The sequence below is a fragment of the Aestuariirhabdus sp. LZHN29 genome (genome assembly GCF_049985285.1).
Classification (GTDB): domain Bacteria; phylum Pseudomonadota; class Gammaproteobacteria; order Pseudomonadales; family Aestuariirhabdaceae; genus Aestuariirhabdus.
The window spans coordinates 116,177-132,666 of record NZ_JBNIEU010000002.1; the positions used below are offsets into that span (position 1 = coordinate 116,177).

At 56.6% G+C, this 16,490-nt stretch carries 13 protein-coding genes; 9 read left to right on the forward strand and 4 right to left on the reverse strand.

What is annotated here, in order from left to right:
- Positions 1-104 precede the first annotated feature (104 nt).
- Complete coding sequence (locus ACP3PW_RS07180; RefSeq protein WP_426416013.1) at positions 105-839, forward strand: substrate-binding periplasmic protein; 735 nt, start codon at positions 105-107, stop codon at positions 837-839.
- A 25-nt stretch (positions 840-864) separates the two neighbouring features.
- Here the strand turns inward: ACP3PW_RS07180 and ACP3PW_RS07185 are convergent, their stop codons facing one another.
- Genes ACP3PW_RS07185 through ACP3PW_RS07195 form a run of 3 tightly spaced genes read right to left on the reverse strand, consistent with a single transcriptional unit; the run spans position 865 to position 5,424 of the window.
- Positions 865-1,914 (reverse strand): TAXI family TRAP transporter solute-binding subunit, encoded by a 1,050-nt coding sequence (locus ACP3PW_RS07185; protein ID WP_426416014.1) that lies wholly within the window; start codon positions 1,912-1,914, stop codon positions 865-867.
- Positions 1,911-3,290: a sigma-54-dependent transcriptional regulator gene (locus ACP3PW_RS07190; protein ID WP_426416015.1), complete on the reverse strand. Its 1,380-nt coding sequence runs from the start codon at positions 3,288-3,290 to the stop codon at positions 1,911-1,913. The genes ACP3PW_RS07185 and ACP3PW_RS07190 overlap by 4 nt, the downstream gene beginning before the upstream one ends.
- The gene (locus tag ACP3PW_RS07195; protein ID WP_426416016.1) at positions 3,259-5,424 is read right to left on the reverse strand and encodes a sensor histidine kinase; all 2,166 of its coding nucleotides are present in this window, start codon (positions 5,422-5,424) and stop codon (positions 3,259-3,261) included. The genes ACP3PW_RS07190 and ACP3PW_RS07195 overlap by 32 nt, the downstream gene beginning before the upstream one ends.
- 205 nt (positions 5,425-5,629) lie before the next feature.
- Between ACP3PW_RS07195 and ACP3PW_RS07200 the strand changes: the two genes are divergently transcribed.
- Together ACP3PW_RS07200 and ACP3PW_RS07205 are read left to right on the forward strand one after the other, a co-directional pair.
- On the forward strand, positions 5,630-6,829 hold the full coding sequence (locus ACP3PW_RS07200) for a cytochrome-c peroxidase (protein WP_426416017.1): 1,200 nt from the start codon (positions 5,630-5,632) through the stop codon (positions 6,827-6,829).
- The gene (locus ACP3PW_RS07205; RefSeq protein WP_426416018.1) at positions 6,829-8,379 is read left to right on the forward strand and encodes a parallel beta-helix domain-containing protein; all 1,551 of its coding nucleotides are present in this window, start codon (positions 6,829-6,831) and stop codon (positions 8,377-8,379) included. Before ACP3PW_RS07200 ends, ACP3PW_RS07205 begins: the two co-directional genes overlap by 1 nt.
- A gap of 58 nt (positions 8,380-8,437) precedes the next feature.
- Here ACP3PW_RS07205 and ACP3PW_RS07210 read toward each other — a convergent pair whose 3' ends face one another.
- Positions 8,438-8,608, reverse strand: coding sequence for a DUF3012 domain-containing protein (locus ACP3PW_RS07210; protein WP_426416019.1), 171 nt, complete (start codon positions 8,606-8,608; stop codon positions 8,438-8,440).
- Positions 8,609-8,740: 132 nt separating this feature from the next.
- On the opposite strand from ACP3PW_RS07210, the gene ACP3PW_RS07215 reads away from it, so the two are divergent.
- From ACP3PW_RS07215 to hybB, 6 genes are all read left to right on the forward strand, one after another.
- A complete protein-coding gene (locus ACP3PW_RS07215) occupies positions 8,741-10,126 on the forward strand; it encodes a sensor histidine kinase (RefSeq protein ID WP_426416020.1) in 1,386 nt (461 codons plus the stop codon).
- Positions 10,123-11,127 carry a HupU protein gene (locus ACP3PW_RS07220; RefSeq protein ID WP_426416021.1) on the forward strand — a complete coding sequence of 335 codons (1,005 nt, stop codon included), beginning with the start codon at positions 10,123-10,125 and terminating at the stop codon, positions 11,125-11,127. The genes ACP3PW_RS07215 and ACP3PW_RS07220 overlap by 4 nt, the downstream gene beginning before the upstream one ends.
- A gap of 5 nt (positions 11,128-11,132) precedes the next feature.
- Complete coding sequence (locus tag ACP3PW_RS07225) at positions 11,133-12,584, forward strand: nickel-dependent hydrogenase large subunit (protein WP_426416022.1); 1,452 nt, start codon at positions 11,133-11,135, stop codon at positions 12,582-12,584.
- 588 nt (positions 12,585-13,172) lie between these two features.
- Positions 13,173-14,306 (forward strand): hydrogenase small subunit, encoded by a 1,134-nt coding sequence (locus tag ACP3PW_RS07230; RefSeq protein WP_426416023.1) that lies wholly within the window; start codon positions 13,173-13,175, stop codon positions 14,304-14,306.
- A gap of 14 nt (positions 14,307-14,320) precedes the next feature.
- A complete protein-coding gene (gene hybA, locus ACP3PW_RS07235) occupies positions 14,321-15,292 on the forward strand; it encodes a hydrogenase 2 operon protein HybA (RefSeq protein WP_426416024.1) in 972 nt (323 codons plus the stop codon).
- Positions 15,285-16,433, forward strand: a complete 1,149-nt coding sequence (gene hybB / locus ACP3PW_RS07240) for a Ni/Fe-hydrogenase cytochrome b subunit (protein WP_426416025.1) — start codon at positions 15,285-15,287, stop codon at positions 16,431-16,433. Before hybA ends, hybB begins: the two co-directional genes overlap by 8 nt.
- Positions 16,434-16,490: the final 57 nt, after the last annotated feature.

Sequence of the window (16,490 nt, forward strand, 5' to 3'; positions counted from 1 at the left end):
TGGTATGGGGCTGGCGGACGTCTCAGGGCTGGCGCTGGCTGGGTTTAATCGGAATTAGGGGCGCGCTAACTCTTGCTACACTGTGGTAGGAGGCGTCGGAAATTATGGGGAAATGGTGGCTAGCATTATTGTTATGGGGGCTATGGCTGGCTCCTGCAAGTGCCGATGAATACCGTTTTGCAGGTGACCAGTTTCCTTTTTTGCTGGAGCAGAATGGGGCGGACATTAGTGGTCTGGGCGCAGATGTCAGTCGTCGCATCATGGAGCGTCTTGGGCTGCCGGTGAAGATTGATGTGCTGCCCTGGAAGCGGGTAATGCTGATGGCGGAGAAAGGGAACGTTGACGCTGTAATCGGTCCCTATCGCACGGCGCTGCGTGAAACCTTCATGGAGTATACCGTCACCCCCTTTTATCTGGATCGAGTCATGTTGTTCGCCCCTGCGGGCACAGGGCTATCCTGGGATGGCGACCTCTCGGCGCTAAAGGGAAAAAAAATAGCCGTGGTGCGCGGATGGAGTAATGGCGATCGCTTTGACAGTCGGCGTGCAGATCTGGATGTCACCGAGCTGGAATCGTTGGAAGCGGGGTTACGCGCAGTAGCGCTGGGCCACTACGACCTGGTGGTGGGTAACCTTCGTCATGCCCGTGTGGTCATAGATGGGCGGGATCTGCAGTGGAAGGTTGAAGCGTTAGAGCCCGCGCTGGTGGAAACCGGGGGCTATATCACGCTCACTAGAAAAGGTCGCTTGTGGGCGTTACGTGACAAGGTAAATCAGCAGCTAATCCAGATGCGTGACAGTGGTGAATTGGCTCGCCTTCAACGAGCCTATGGCTTCTAACCTGTTTTTACCGGGTCCTTTTTCGTTATGTTCCTGGAAGTAAATGGGGGGGGATCAGAATGCCTTGCTCACGATAGAAACGCGCTGCACCGGGGTGTAATGGCATCGGTAGCCCTTCAACCGCTTTATCCAGCGCCATATCTTTGGTTGCAGGATGAATTCCATGAAGAAAGCTCATGTTTTCGTATAGGGTGCGAGTGATCTCGTAGACCGCCTGTTCATCCACGTCGTCGCGCACGGCCAGGAAGTTAGGTTGGGAGATCGTTTGTACGGGCCGGGTTTGTCCGGGGTAGGTGTTGATAGGAATAACGTAACGCTGCCAAAGCTGATATGGCTGGTTGACTCGCGCCAGCTGTTCATCGGTAAAGTCGAGCAATCGAACGCTATTGCCGAGGCTTGAGAATACCTCGCTTACCGCTGCGACCGGAACACCCGCGGGAACATTAATGCCGTCGATCTCCCCGGAAATTAGTGAGCTGGCGCTGGTCCCATATCCCATGGAGACCAAACGCAACTGCTTGCTATCGATGCCGTTGCTGAGCAAAATATGGTGGCCGGAGCCTTCGGTTCCCGACTGCTGCTTGCCCAGCGAGAAGGCCCGATGATAAAGGTTATGTATGTCTTCGATGTTGCCCGTTTGCGCCGACTCGGTGCGAATAATAAAGTGTTCGACGTTTTGCCATAACATGCTGACCGAGCGTAAATGGGTTTGGCGTTGGCCGATGTTGCCTGCGCCGTTCCATGCCCAGGCACCGTAAAGTCCCTGGAGGATCGCAAACTGGACCTGATTGGTAGCCAGTTGGTCAATGTTTTCGGCGGAGCCTGCGCTACTGACCGCCGACAAACTAATCCCCTTTTGTGGTTGTAGGCGAATTTTGGTCAGCGTTGCAATGGCAACGCCCACCGGGTAATAGGTACCGCCTGTGGATGCGGTCGCCAGGGAATAGCTGCGCTCCGGCTCGACGGCCCGGGTAGTGGGTGACTGTCCGATAGCGGTGAGAATACAAACCATGGAGATCCACGACAGGACCGAGCGCCACCGACCGGACTCCACCACCGACCCCAGGGTTGTCACGGGGACTCCTCATTAGTGGGCAGAAAGTCTATACGGTTGATTTCGTATTTTTGCATCTTCTGATTGAGTGTGCGGCGAGGTAGATCAAGCTCCTGCATCACCAGTGCGATATTTCCGAGATGTTTGGTTAAGGATTGCTGGATCAGGTTGGATTCGTATTGGTTGACCTTTTGGGCTAATGACCGCGGTGAATGCTGATCCCGGGGGTGCTCAAAAGTCGAGGTTTTTTGCTCCAGTAGTTCATGTAGCGTGCGTTTTCCCAACGCGAATCGGGTTGCTATATTACGGAGTTCTCTCACATTTCCGGGCCAGTTGTGATCCATTAGTATCTGATTGTCCTGTTCCTCTAACAGGCGTGCGGGCAGGCTGTTGTCGTTGGCAGCCTGTTCTGAAAAATGATTAAACAGCAATGGAATATCATCACCCCGTTCGCGCAAGGGGGGGATGTGAATTTCGGAGATGTTAAGTCGGTAGTAGAGATCCTGACGGAAATCCTTATGCTCTTGCAGGTTGACCTTGCTTGCAGAAAGAATGCGGTTGTTCAGCTCGATAGTCTGGTTTGAACCCAGACGCTCGATACGCTGCTCCTGGATGGCACGCAACACCTTGGCTTGCAGGTTTATGGGCATACTCTCTATCTCGTCGAAAAAGAGAGTTCCTCCATTCGCGTATTCGAACTTTCCGATGCGGCGTTTTGCTGCGCCGCTGAACGATCCCGCTTCGTGGCCAAATAGTTCGGATTCGAATAGCGCTTCCGGAATCGCGGCGCAATTAAGCGCAACGAAAGCCGCGTTGGGACGCTGGCCATATTCATGAATGCATTGGGCCACAATCTCTTTTCCGCTGCCGGTTTCGCCGTAGATCATGACGTGTGTATTGAGTGCTGCGACCTCAAGAATCTCCTCGTGCAGTTGTTGCATTGAGGGGCTGATGCCTAGCAGCTTGGCACCGATGCCGCTCTGTTCGCGCAAGCGTTGCCGTAGCTGCCGATTTTGGTGGGTGAGTTGTAACTGGTCCAGGGCGCGCTCGAGGGTTTTTACCAACCGCTGGGGGTCGAAGGGCTTCTCGATAAAGTCATAGGCGCCGGCATGGACCGAGCGTACCGCCATATCAACATCGCCGTGTGCAGTGATCAGCACGACCGGAAGCTCGGGGTGACGCGCAAGCGCGTGATCCATTAATTCAAGACCGTCAATGTGCGGCATTTTGATATCGCTGACCAACACCCCATCGAACGGCTGTTGCAGGCGTTGCAGCGCCTGCCGTGGATCGCTAAAACACTCGGTTTCAAAGCCCGCCAGTTGCAGCCACTGCTCGTTGGCCCTTAGCACTAACTCTTCGTCATCAACCAGTATGATGGGTTTTGATGGTTGCATTTTGATTCCTGGGTTCATAAAGGGGCAGCTGGATACTAAAGGTGGCGCCGCCGTTTTCGTTGTTAATAGCGTCGATAGAACCATCGAGATCGCGGATAAACCCCGCCACAATCGAAAGCCCAAGGCCGAGTCCTTCGCCGACCCCTTTGGTAGTAAAGAAGGGGTCGAAAAGACGGTTGATGTGGCGGACTTCGATGCCTCCGCCGTTGTCATGGATGCGGATGGTTGCCTGCTGCTGGTGACACAAAAACTCGCATACTAACTCGGGGCTATCGCAACCCTGCAGGGATTCGAGGGCGTTCTTGATCAGGTTGGTGAGTACCAACTGAATGCGGCCGGAATCTGCGGCGACCTGCAACGTTTCTTTGGGCTGGCGAACGATCAGGTTGACGCCCTGCTGGTCGATCGTTTGGCGAAACATCGGCAGCACCTGTTGCAGTGCGTTCACGAGGTTGACCGGATTGCGTTCGGCAGGGCGGTTGTAAGCGTAGGTTTTGAGCTGGGAGGCGATAGTGCTGGTGCGTTCGGTCAGTTCTCGCAGCAGACGCAGGTTGTCCTGCAGGCGCTTGTTGTCACCCTGCTGGAGCAGTAGTTCGCTGGACGCCAGGTAGGTGCGCATCGCCGTCAGCGGCTGGTTAAACTCGTGGGCGATGGAGGTCGACATCTCTCCGAGGGCAGCGAGCTTGCTGGCCTGGATAAGCTCCTGCTGGGCTTCCTCCAGTTCCCGGGTGCGCTCTTCGACCCGTTGCTCCAACAACTCTTTGGCACTTTGCAGCTGTTTTTCGGCGGCTTTACGGCGGCTGATATCGACCAGAGTGACCAGATAGCTGGCGTCCGGTTGCAGGTCGATGGCGCGGATCGATATCGCCAGGGGGACGCGGCTGTTATCGCTGCGTGTTACCCAGACCTCGGTAGAGAGTAACGGCTGCTCGGTACCGGCCGGTGGCAAGGACTCTGCCGCCTGCCAGCGGGGCTCGGGGATCAATTGGTTAAAGTGCAGACTGGTATGGGGTTGGTCCCCCAGTCCGAGGATGCGGTGGGCTTGCTGATTAAGGAATCGCACCTCGCCGCCGGTGCTTAGTAGCATCAGCCCAACGTTGGTGTTGTTGATAATCGCCTGTTGCCGTTTGCCGCTCTGCTCCAGCAGGTTACGTGTCTGGGCCCGCGAGGCCCGCTTCAAGCCTCGCTCACGCATCAGTGCTGCGATGAGGGCGAGCAGCAATATAGCGATCAATGCGCTGAGCGCGACCCTGTTGGCAAAGCCGTAGACCGGGGCAAGACTGGCCAGGTAGTGGATCGTCCAGTTGAGCTGGGGCAGGTGAAAGCTCTGGCGCAGAAAGTGGGCGGAGCTGTCTCTTCTGTCCAGTTGGAATAGATCGCTGCCTTCATCCACCTTGCTCACCTGGGCATGAAAGGGGCGCAGCCGACGCTCGCCGTAGATACGTTGCTCGCGCAGCAGCTGCAGTGTTGAGTCAAATAGCGGGAACAGATACCGGTAGCGCCATTGCGGGCGAGACGCCAGCACTACAACGCCATAACCGTCGCTGATTATCAGTTCGCTGTCATTTCCTCCCCACTGCGCTTGCAAGGGTTGCAGGTCGACACGCACGACGGCTGCGCCGACGAGCTGCTGGTCCTTACGGATAGGGTAGGCAAAATAGTAATCCGCTTGTTCCGTTTGGGAGGAGGCCGCATAGAAGCTGCTGGCCTGCCCCTCCAGAGCCTGTTGAAAGTAGGGTCTATCGCTATAACTGTGTCCGACCAGGCTATCACTACTACTCCAGTTGGAGCTGGCAACAACGGAACCCTCGGCATCGAGAACGAAAACGGTATTGGAGCCCCCGCGGCGGCTGTACAGCTCCAGCGACCGGTTGCTGCGATTGGTTCGGGTTTGAGTCGGCTCGTGCAGTAGCTGTTGAACCTGTTCATTGTTGGCCGCCTCCAGTGCGATGTAGCGAAATTGGCCGAGCGCGTTGTCGATACTTTGAGCGTGCAGGGACAACTGTTTTGCCGTGCGCACTACCTCGCCCTGCAGAGCCCAGCGCCAGCTTAATTGCCAGGCGCTGACAATGACTGCGATGGCGATTCCCAGCAAGAGTGTGAAGAGGGCAAAGCGTGAACGGGGCAGGGGCAATCGGGGCTCCGGAGGACGGGTAGAGTTTTCTGGTTCCACTATAGAGGAGCTGGCGAGCGGGTAAAACCCGTAGCCTAAAGTGATTGTGGTTTGAGGCTCGCAGATTCTGCCGATAGGGTGCACTATGGTACTAAAAAAGTGGTAATATTCTCTGTGAAAAGTCCTGCATCGCACCAACAATAACGATAACTGGTTAATAGATAATATGCGTTTTACTCGTTTGCCTGCCGCGTTTGCGCTGCTGCTGGGGGGGGCTCTGCTCTCGATATCAGAGGTTTCCATTGCGCAAGCGTCGATCACCCTTAACCCCCACTGTCCTCCGGGCTTTGAGCGTGACGGGGGTAATCGCTGTTTGCTGCGGTCGCTCTACCAGCAGTACGATTCGCCCCATAATGTTGGCGTGGGCGGGCTCAAAACCGCCCTGCCGGCGGTGCGCGACGGCTTCTCACCCCAGCAGATCGATCTCGGGCGTTACCTGTTCTTCGATCCCCTGCTCTCCGCCGATGGGTCGCTCTCTTGCGCCAGTTGTCATCATCCCGACAAGGGCTTCGCCGACGGTCGGGCCCGTCCTATCGGTATTGGTGGTCAGGAGATAGGGCGCTCCGCGCCGGGGCTGTGGAATGTCGGCTTTATGAAGCGCCTGTTCTGGGATGCCCGCGCCCAAAGCCTCGAGGAGCAAGCCCAAGGCCCCCTCTACAGCCCGCAGGAGATGGGCAGCACGCCTGAAGGTGTATTGCAGCGTTTGCAGTCCAGTGCAGAGTACCAACGGCTATTTGGAGAGGCTTTCGGCGTTGAAGGTGGGCTCTCCCTGGGGAACCTGTATCGAGCGCTGGCCGCATTTCAGTCCTCGCTCATCTCTCTCAATAGTCGCTACGACCGCTATGCTCATGGCTATAGGGATGCACTTAACGAGCGTGAGATAGAGGGGTTGAATGTATTTCGCTCCTTTGTGGCGCGTTGCGCGGAGTGCCACACGCCACCGCTGTTTAGCAATCAGGAGATCGCGGTGATCGGCACCCCGGAACCCGACGGGCTACCCTTCGACGAGGGGGCCGCGGTGCCTTTTAAGGATGCGACGCTGGCCGGGGGCTTTAAGGTGCCAAGTTTGCGAAATATCGAGCTGACCGCACCCTATATGCATTCGGGGCGGTTCGAAACCCTGTTTGATGCTTCGGAGTTTTATACTAAGGGACGAGGGCACGCAGTGCCCGAAGGACGCGAGCTGTATCTGCACTGGCATATATGGGAGCCAGAGTTGAACGACGACGAGCTGGAGCGGCTGGTCGACTTTATGAAAGCGTTGACCGATGAGCGCTTTAAACCTGACACACCGCAACGGCTGCCCTCAGGGCTGGCCCCGGTGCACAATAATAATGAACTTGCTTTGCAAGCAGGAGAAAATTGATGAAGCGATCGACGCAGTGGGTAGTTGCCGGCATAGCGCTGGCTATTTTTGCGGCCGGTAATATGGCGGGCAGGATGGTACCGAAATCCCAGCCAACAATAGTGCAGGCAGAGCGTTCTGTGGCGGCCACCACTGAGCTGAAAACGGTCGCCCAGCAGGTGGAAAAGTTACTGTCCGCACGGCCCAGCGGGAAGATGATCGAGGTGCACGAGGGGGGCTCTATTCAGGACGCGATCAATAACGCCTCCCCCGGAGATACGGTGCGCCTGTTTCCGGGCACCTATAACGAAACCGTCTACATCGATAAGGACAATATTACCCTCAGCGGTGTTATAGAGTCTGGCGAGTGGCCCACACTGGATGGAGAAGGCGAGCGTAATGATGCCATTCTTTATTCGGGTAATGGTATCGTGATCGAAAACATGAAAATTACTCGTTACAAGGGTAACGGTATCATGGGGCAGGCGGGGAACAATTTCGTTATTCGTAATAACTGGGTCGTCGATACCGGCGTGTACGGAATTTTCCCCCAGTACGGGCGCAACGGATTTATAGACCAGAATATTTTATCGGGTATCAAGGATGCGGCTATCTATGTCGGTATGTGCGACAACATTCATGTGTCGAGTAATGAGGTATATGGAAATGTCGCGGGAATCGAAATAGAAAATAGCCGCCATGCCGTGGTGGAGGGTAACTACGCCCACGATAACACCGGGGGTATTTTGGCGTTTATTACACCGGGCCTACCAATCAAGACAACCAATGATGTCATTATTCGCGATAATTTTATCGTCAATAACAATACTGAAAATTTCGGAGAGCCCGGCTCTATCGTTGCCAATGTGCCGGCAGGAACCGGTATCATTATTATGGCTGCCGACGACGTTATGATCGAAGGCAATGTGATTACCGGTAATAAAAACGCAGGAATCATCATCAGCGATATGACCTTTGCTGAGAACCTGCCTAGCGATCCGGAATCGGACCCCAATCCTGAACGCATTCGTATCTACGATAACTTTATGGCTGACAACGGTGCGGAGCCGATCGCTGAAGTGCTTGCCTTTGCCGCGACTCAGCTGGTTTTCGATAGCCGGGGGGCCGATATTATCGACACTAAGGCCGACCCAAACAGTTGCATTCACGACCTTGCGCGTTACCGTACTGCCGGCCTTTCGGACTATGGTGTTTGTGCGCCAGGAGGCACCGCGGAAGTGGTTTCCTACCTGCTCGATACGCCGGTAGAACCGAGAGAGATCACCATGAGTGACAAGGGTAAGTTAGCCTATTACGCGATCTGTGCCGGTTGCCACGCCTATGATATTCGCCTGATTGGGCCCAAGGTGACGGAGATACAGTTATCCTATAAGGATAATCCTCAGGGCATCGTTGACTATATTACCCAACCCGTTAAACGCCGTCCGGATTACGCTGAGATGCCGCCACAGGACTACCTTGACGAGGAGGTGCGCCAGGCGGTTGCCCGTTTTATGTTAGAGGTTAACAGGCACTCCTCGGTTGCCGGGGCCCCGGTGTCCCCAGAGTAGGGGCAGCTCCACTTGGCCCTTCAGGTGGGTGGCTTGGTTCCTCCTGAGGGGCGTGACCTCAAAACAGGCAGTGTTTGGTGTAATCGGCGGCTTCATTGCTGCTCCAGTCCCCCTTGGGCTTCTCTTTCAGCGCTTTGCACCAGGCCTCGGACCCGATATCGGGAGAGCAAGCGGTGGTTAGCAGTGCGCTGGACAGGGCTAGCAGCAATATTTTCAGGATGCGATTCATGGGGCGTCCTTGTTTTGTTGGTTGTGGCAGACAGGGCGTGATCCAGGATTGTTTTCCGTCAAGCCTCTTTCTTGCGTCAGTGATATCATAGTCGACTACGATTCGATTATGGTATAGCAGCAGGAACCTGTCATGACCAGTGGCAAATCCCAGGGTATCTCCTCTCAGGAGCCGGCAACCTCAGCGGTTGGCGACGGGATGCTGTGCCCGGTTTTGGGGGGCGTGGCAGCGGGGCCAGCCTCTGAAGACGCCTGGCTCGAAGTGATCGAAAAAATGGAGCAGGTCTACTCGCAGCTCATCAGCCATCAGGTCGAGCTGGAACAAAAGAACGCGGAGCTCGAGAGCGCGTACCAGTTTATCAGTAGCGTCCAGACCGCTATGACCGATGTTCTTATTGTTTGCGATGAGGAGCTGCGTATCCGTCAGGTCAATCCGGCACTACTCAAGATGACGGGGTTGGCGGAAGCGTCGCTGCTGGGGTTTCGGGTCGGGGAGCTGTTTTGTGATGAATCCCAGTCTGCGTTGCATGACCTCCTGCAGCGGGCACCGGCCGCACCCGTGTACGACTGTGAACTCAATGTGAGGGGGCGATACGGACGAATTCCGCTGGCGATCAACTGCGCATGTCGCTCCGATAGTCGCGATCGACTCGATGGAGTAGTGATGATTGGTCGTCACGTGGGGGAGTTACGTCATGCCTACGATGAACTCAACCAGAGTCACGCCGAGCTCAAGGTCGCCCAGCAGCAACTGGTCCGTTCCGAGAAGATGGCGTCCCTGGGGCGACTGGTCGCAGGGGTTGCCCATGAGCTGAATAATCCGATCAGTTTTGTGTATGGCAACACCCACGCCCTGGCGGGTTATGGTAAGCGTTTACAGCAGTTTTTCGATGCGCTCAAAGAGGGGCGAGAGCCAGCCAGGGTCGAGCAGCTGTGCGAGGAGTTGCGCATCGATCGCCTGATATCGGATCTTCCCAGCTTGTTGGAAGGGTCCCTGGAGGGGGTCGAGCGGGTGCGGGATATTGTCTCCGATCTGCGCCAATTCTCCGCCGGTCAGGGGCAGGAATCGGTGCCTTTTGACCTGGTTCATGTAATCGGTACCGCCGTGCGCTGGGTTACCAAGGATGTGGGGGATATCGTCAGCCTGAATGGGCCATCTTCTCTTGTACTGGAGGGGCACGCGGGGCATATCCAGCAGTTGCTGATGAATCTATTACAAAATGCATTGGACGCGGTGGAGGCCGCCGAAAAGCCGGCGGTGGAGGTTGGCCTGAGTGTCGATGGTGATCTGGCGGTGTGCACCGTCAGGGATAACGGCCCGGGAATTACGGAAGAGGATCTTCCGCATCTGTTTGAGCCCTTTTTTACAACCAAAGAGATCGGTAAAGGTACTGGTCTGGGGTTGGCCCTAAGCTATAGCTTTGCCCTTGAGAGTGGCGGTGATCTGCAGGCGGCCAATCACCCAGAAGGGGGCGCCCTGTTTAAACTGACGCTGCCATTGAAGGAGGCGGGCCGATGAAGCGCTTTACCATGTTGTGGTTGCAGGCGTGCGGCTGCGGCGGTTGCTCAATGTCACTGTTATGCGCCGAGTCGCCGCCCCTGTTCGAGCAGCTGCGTTGGCAGGGTATAGAGCTATTGTGGCACCCGGCGTTGAGTGAGGCGAGCGGTGAATCGGTGCGTGAGTTGTTGCAACGGCTCGAAGAGGGGGAGCAGTCGTTGGATCTGCTCTGCATTGAGGGGGCTATCGCGCGCGGTCCGGGTGGTACGGGCAACTACAGCCGTATAGCCGGTACCGGGCGCTCCATGCTGAGCTGGGTACGCTCACTCTCGGCCCAGGCCCGCTACACCCTTGCCGTTGGGAGTTGTGCGGCCTACGGTGGCGTCAGTGCCAGTGGCGGCAACCCCTCTGATGTGAGCGGTTTGCAGTTCGAAGGGGAGCGTCGCGGCGGCGTATTGGGGCATGAGTACGTTTCCCAGGGCGGGTTGCCGGTCATTAATATCTCAGGTTGTCCGATACATCCCCAGTGGGTGTTGGAAACGTTGATGAGCCTGGTGCGCGATGAGATGTCGGTGGAGGATCTCGATGGCTTGGGGCGCCCGCGCCTATACAGCGACCATCTGGTGCATCACGGGTGCCCGCGCAACGAGTATTACGAGTACAAGGCCAGTGCACAGCAACATTCCCAGCAGGGGTGCTTGATGGAGCATCTTGGTTGTATGGCGACCCAGGCCCATGGCGATTGTAATATTCGCCTCTGGAATGGCGAGGGCTCCTGCACTCGCGGCGGTTACGCCTGTATCAACTGTACGGCACCGGAGTTCGAGGAGCCGGGATACAGTTTTCTTAGTACCCCTAAAATAGCCGGTATTCCCGTAGGGTTGCCAACCGATATGCCCAAGGCCTGGTTTGTGGCGCTGTCGTCGCTGTCGAAGGCGGCGACGCCGACGCGACTAAGGGAAAATGCGGTCGCTGACCATAAGTTGGTGGCCCCCAAAATCTACACCAAGAAGAAACGGTAGCAGCAGTGAGTCAACGAATCATCGGGCCCTTTAGTCGGGTAGAAGGAAATCTGGAACTGCAGTTGCAGATTGATGCGGGTCGTGTGGCCGAGGCGCGGGTGTCGTCACAGATGTATCGCGGTTTCGAGCAGATGCTGGTGGGTAAAAAACCCCAGGATGCGCTGGTGATTACCCCGCGGATTTGCGGCATCTGTTCGGTGTCGCAGTCGGTGGCAGCCGCTACTGCGCTGGCGAACCTCAGTGGTGCCGCGCCGCCCCCCAACGGTGAGCTGGCTGCGAACCTGATTCACGCCTGTGAAAACCTGGCGGATCTCTTTACCCATTTTTATCTGTTCTTTATGCCCGATTTTGCCAACAGCGCGTATCGCAACGAGCCCTGGTATGAGGCGGTGAGCGGGCGGTTTCGCGCATCGGAGGGGGAGGCCGCAGGTGAAGCGCTGAGTGCGCGGGCCGAGTTGCTGCACCTGATCGGGCTGCTGGCGGGTAAGTGGCCCCATACTCTGGCGATTCAACCGGGTGGATCGACTCGATCCCTCGATGCCAGCGAGCGCTTGCGTCTTTTGGCTATATTGCGACGGTTTCGCAGCTTTCTGGAGAAAACCACCTTTGGTGCGCCGTTGGAGTCGGTGGCGGAGTTGGACAGTCAGGCGCAGTTGCAGCGCTGGTGGCAATTATCCCAAGCCCGGTCCAGTGATGTCGGGCGTTTTCTGGAGCTGTCGGAATGTCTCGGCTTATCCAGCCTGGGTCGGGGGTCGGGGCGCTTTATGAGTTTTGGTGCCTACCACTATGGTGGTCAGGCACTGTTTTCCCGTGGTCTTTATGCTGGCACTTTGCAAACGCTTGATACCCGCGGTATTGCTGAGGATGTCAGCCACAGTTGGATGCGCCCCTCACCACCTTTGCATCCCCGCGATGGTGAGACGGTGCCGATGGCCGATCGGGTGTCGGGTTACAGTTGGTGCAAAGCGCCCCGGTTGGGTGGCCAGGTGGTGGAGGTTGGATCGCTGGCGCGCCAGCTGGTCAATTCCAACCCCCTGGCGCTGGACCTGTTTGCAGGCGAAGGCGCCAATGTCCACAGTCGGGTCGTGATGCGGTTGTGGGAGATGGTGCGGCTGTTGCTGGAGATGGAGCGTTGGGCTGATGGGATCGTACCTGCAGAGCCCTTCTATCAGGCGGGACTGTCGGTTCCCCAGGATGGCGAGGGGGTGGGCTTGGTAGAGGCGGCCAGAGGCAGTCTCGGGCACTGGATGCGGGTCCGCAATGGGTTGATCGACCGCTACCAGATCATTGCGCCAACCTCCTGGAACTTCTCCCCGCGGGATGCCGATGATCAGCCCGGTGCCCTGGAGCGAGCGCTCCGTCACGCGCCGGTGCGGCCGGAAGATGGAGAAAATCCGGTGGCCGTACAGCACATCGTTCGCTCCTTCGACCCCTGCATGGCCTGCACCGTCCACTGACGCGAAATCGCTTGTGCGGGCAGTGCGGGTCGCTTCTTGCCTGAGGGCGCGCCTCCTTCAGTGGTAGCAACACGTTCATCTCGAACCGGCTGAGTTAGACCAGCTATAAGGCTCTTGGCAGGAGGAGCTCACCTGTTGCTGGGGTGAGGGTTTGAGGGGTACCGCTTGTGAGGTTGCTGGCGTCTGAACCCGGGTATGAAGGGCGGGTGGCATGAGGTCTCTCTGTGCTACCGAGCCCATTGTTGTTGGTGGCGTTCTATTCCCAGGGTGATTCCCGAAACTGACAATAAGTATCCATACTTTAGTCTAAAATTGGAAACTTTATTACGTCTCAATATTTTCCGACTCATTTCGTGTGTTTTTTTAACCTGTTGTTAAATATGAAATAATTTACTTTCTCTGCTTCCGGTTTGTGTTGGCTTAATTCCTGCATCAGTGTTTCTTCTGAACGAGAGGTGAAAACAAAGTTATCACTTTCTCCTATGGGGATCATAACAATGAACGTGGAGTGCACCCTTGGCAGGGTAGCTGAATTCGCAGCGCGGCGGATCGGTGCACTGGAGCACGATGGGCTAGAGGAAGAATAAGATGATGCACGAGCATGAAATCGATGATTTGGCGAGCCGTCTGGGGGTAACTCGCCGAACTTTCATGAAGTTTTGTACGGGAATGGCGGCGACACTGGGACTCTCGGGGGGCGCGGCGATGCAGTTGGCACACGCGGTTGCCCAGCAGCGTCGGCCATCGGTGATCTGGCTGTCCGGCCAGGAGTGTACCGGTTGTACGGAATCACTGCTACGCAGCACCCACCCAACACTGGAAACACTGATTCTTGACCAGATCTCCCTCGATTACAGCGAGGCGTTGAGCGCTGCGGCTGGCCATCAGGCCGAAGAAGCCAAGCACACCGCGATGAAAGAGAATTGGGGCAAGTACCTGTTGGTGGTCGAGGGTTCCATTCCCACAAAGGATGGGGGCATCTACTGCAAAATCGCAGGCAAGACCATGCTGGAGCACGTGAAGGAGGCAGCCGAGGGGGCGGCCGCAATCGTGGCGATTGGATCCTGTGCATCCTGGGGGGGCGTGCCCTCTGCCGGGCCTAACCCGACCGGCGCGACTCCGGTACACGAGATTCTGCCTGAAAAGACCATTATCAATATCCCTGGCTGTCCGCCGAATCCGTATAACTTCCTCTCGACGGTAATGCAGTTCCTCACTTACGGCACGCTACCCGAGCTGGATCAGCTGAATCGTCCCAAGTTTGCCTATGGACGCCTGATTCACGAGAACTGTGAGCGTCGTGCACATTTTGACGCGGGCCGCTTCGCCACCGAGTTTGGCGATGATGGGCACCGTGCGGGCTGGTGTCTCTACAAACTTGGCTGTAAAGGGCCAGAAACCTATGCCAACTGTCCCTCCATCGAGTTTGGTGATGTCGGTGGCGGCGCATGGCCGGTCGGTGTCGGTGCACCCTGTTTTGGCTGTACCGAAAAGGGAGTTGGTTTCGAAAAGGCGTTGTACGACAGAGCGACCGTGAGTACCCACACCCCGCCGGATATGCTGCCGCCGGTAGCGCCCACTGTAGGTGAAGGGGCCAGCGCGGGCGCGGCGGCATTGCTCGGTGCCGTAGCCGGTGCCGTAATTGGTGCCACTGCAATGACCGTGCGCCAGTTAGGCCGGAACGAACAGGCTGAAGCATCCTCTCATACTGACGAAAGCTAAGGGCGGGAGGACTTATGAAACGACGTGACTTTCTTAAGGCGGCGGGTACCGGAGCGATTATCGCCACCAGTGCCGGCACCGCCTCGGCACGGGAAAACCTGCCGGTCCCGGAAGATGCTGTGGGCATGCTGTATGACGCGACACTGTGCATCGGTTGTCGTGCCTGCGTGGTCAAGTGTAAAGAGATCAATGAGATGCCCCCGGAGACCGTCGAGGGCGAAGAGCAGTGGGATATGGCGCAGGAGCTGTCGGCCGACACCCTGACCATTATCCAGGCATACAATGGTGCCACCGGTGGCAATGTTGCCAATCTGGAGGAGGGCACCTTCTCTTTCAGCAAGCGCCAGTGTATGCACTGCGTCGACGCTGGCTGCGTGACCGTATGCCCGGTGTCGGCGATGCTTAAGGATCCCAAGACCGGTATCGTCAGCCACGATCCGGACGTTTGCATCGGTTGCCGTTACTGCGTGATGGCCTGCCCGTACAACGTTCCCAAGTACGAATACGACGAGACCTTTGGTCAGATCCAGAAGTGTCAGCTGTGTAACCAGAAAGGGGTTGAGCGTATCGACAACGGCCAGATCACCGGCTGTACCGAGGTGTGTCCGACCGGAGCCAACATTTTTGGTACCCGTAAAGAGCTGCTGGCCGAGGCCAAGCGCCGCGTGCAGCTGAAGAAAGGGGATACCTATACCTATCAGCTCAACAGCATCGATTCACCTTACGTCTACGAGACCCAGGTGAAAGCTGATTATGAGCAGCACATCTTTGGTGAAAAGGAGGGGGGAGGTACCCAGGTACTGGTTCTGGCGGGTACGCCGATCAAGAACCTTGGGTTGCCCATGCTGCCTGAACGCTCCTATGCGGCTAATTCAGAAACCGTGCAGCACACCATCTATGGCGGCATGCTAGCGCCGGCAGGATTGCTGGCCGGTTTGCTTTATTTGGCGCGCCGTAACACCAAGGGAGGGGATAACGATGAGTAATCATCATGAATACCAAGCGCTGGATCGCAAGATTTTTACCTTGCCATTCCTCTTTCTGAGCGTGCTGATCGCCATTACGCTCTACATTCTGGTTGAGCGTTTTATCTTCGGCCTGGGTGCCGTCACCAACCTCAATGACGGTTACCCCTGGGGGATCTGGATCGTCTATGACGTGGTGATCGGTACCGGTTTCGCAACGGGTGGCTGGGCGCTGGCTATGGTGGTTTATATCGCCAACAAAGGTAAGTACCACCCCTTGATTCGCCCGGCGTTGCTGGCAAGTCTGTTCGGTTATAGCCTGGGTGCTTTCTCCGCTTTTGTGGATATGGGGCGTTACTGGAACGTCTACAACATGGTGCTGCCGGGTCAGATCAACATCAACTCGGTGATGCTCGAGGTCGGTCTGTGTGTGACCGCCTACACCATGATCCTGGTGATCGAGTTTGCGCCAGCGGTACTGGAGCGCTTTAAGGTACCGCGTTTGAGCCAGCTACTCGACAAGTGGTTGTTCGTGGTACTTGGTGTTGGCGTGTTGTTGCCCACCATGCACCAGTCGTCACTGGGCTCCATGTTGATTGCGGCCGGTCATAAGGTAGATCCATTGTGGCAGTCGGTTGCCTTGCAGCCCTACTTTGCACTGGTGACGGCTATTGCCATGGGTTTCTCCATCGTGATCTTTGAGGCGTCGATGGTAACCATCGGCTTCAAGCGTCCTTCAGAGACCCATCTTTTGAAGGGGTTGGGCAAGCTCGTCGTTTATCTTCTGGGAGCTTACCTGATTGTACGTTTTGGTGACCTGGTGTTGCGCGGTGAGTTGGGCCGAGCGTTCGCAGGGGATCTGCGGGGCAATATGTTCCTCATTGAAACCCTGTTGTTTATTACACCGTTGGTGATTCTGTTGTCACCCAAGCGTCGCGCTAGTGGTGGCCAACTGATGATTGCGGCGGTCAGCCTGTTGCTGGCCGGTGCACTGTACCGTGCTAACGCCTTTATGATCGGCTGGCATCCGGGAGGAGGCTATATCTATTTCCCCTCTGTGAAAGAGATACTGTTGAGCATCGGTTTTGTTGCCATCGAAATTGCCGGTTATCTGGCGATCGTGAAGCTGCTACCGGTGTTGCCCAAGGTAGATCACGCCTGAGCCCGGGGGCTGGGCAAACCGAATAACTGAATTGATCGCGGCGCCTGCGGGCGTCGC

Excerpts from the sequence above, each read along its gene's own strand:
- ACP3PW_RS07190 (WP_426416015.1), bottom strand. The coding sequence starts at position 3,290 with ATGCAACCATCAAAACCCATCATACTGGTTGATGACGAAGAGTTAGTG.
- ACP3PW_RS07220 (WP_426416021.1), top strand. The coding sequence starts at position 10,123 with ATGAAGCGCTTTACCATGTTGTGGTTGCAGGCGTGCGGCTGCGGCGGT.
- ACP3PW_RS07210 (WP_426416019.1), bottom strand. The coding sequence starts at position 8,608 with ATGAATCGCATCCTGAAAATATTGCTGCTAGCCCTGTCCAGCGCACTG.
- hybB (WP_426416025.1), top strand. The coding sequence starts at position 15,285 with ATGAGTAATCATCATGAATACCAAGCGCTGGATCGCAAGATTTTTACC.
- ACP3PW_RS07180 (WP_426416013.1), top strand. The coding sequence starts at position 105 with ATGGGGAAATGGTGGCTAGCATTATTGTTATGGGGGCTATGGCTGGCT.
- ACP3PW_RS07200 (WP_426416017.1), top strand. The coding sequence starts at position 5,630 with ATGCGTTTTACTCGTTTGCCTGCCGCGTTTGCGCTGCTGCTGGGGGGG.
- ACP3PW_RS07215 (WP_426416020.1), top strand. The coding sequence starts at position 8,741 with ATGACCAGTGGCAAATCCCAGGGTATCTCCTCTCAGGAGCCGGCAACC.
- ACP3PW_RS07230 (WP_426416023.1), top strand. The coding sequence starts at position 13,173 with ATGATGCACGAGCATGAAATCGATGATTTGGCGAGCCGTCTGGGGGTA.
- hybA (WP_426416024.1), top strand. The coding sequence starts at position 14,321 with ATGAAACGACGTGACTTTCTTAAGGCGGCGGGTACCGGAGCGATTATC.
- ACP3PW_RS07205 (WP_426416018.1), top strand. The coding sequence starts at position 6,829 with ATGAAGCGATCGACGCAGTGGGTAGTTGCCGGCATAGCGCTGGCTATT.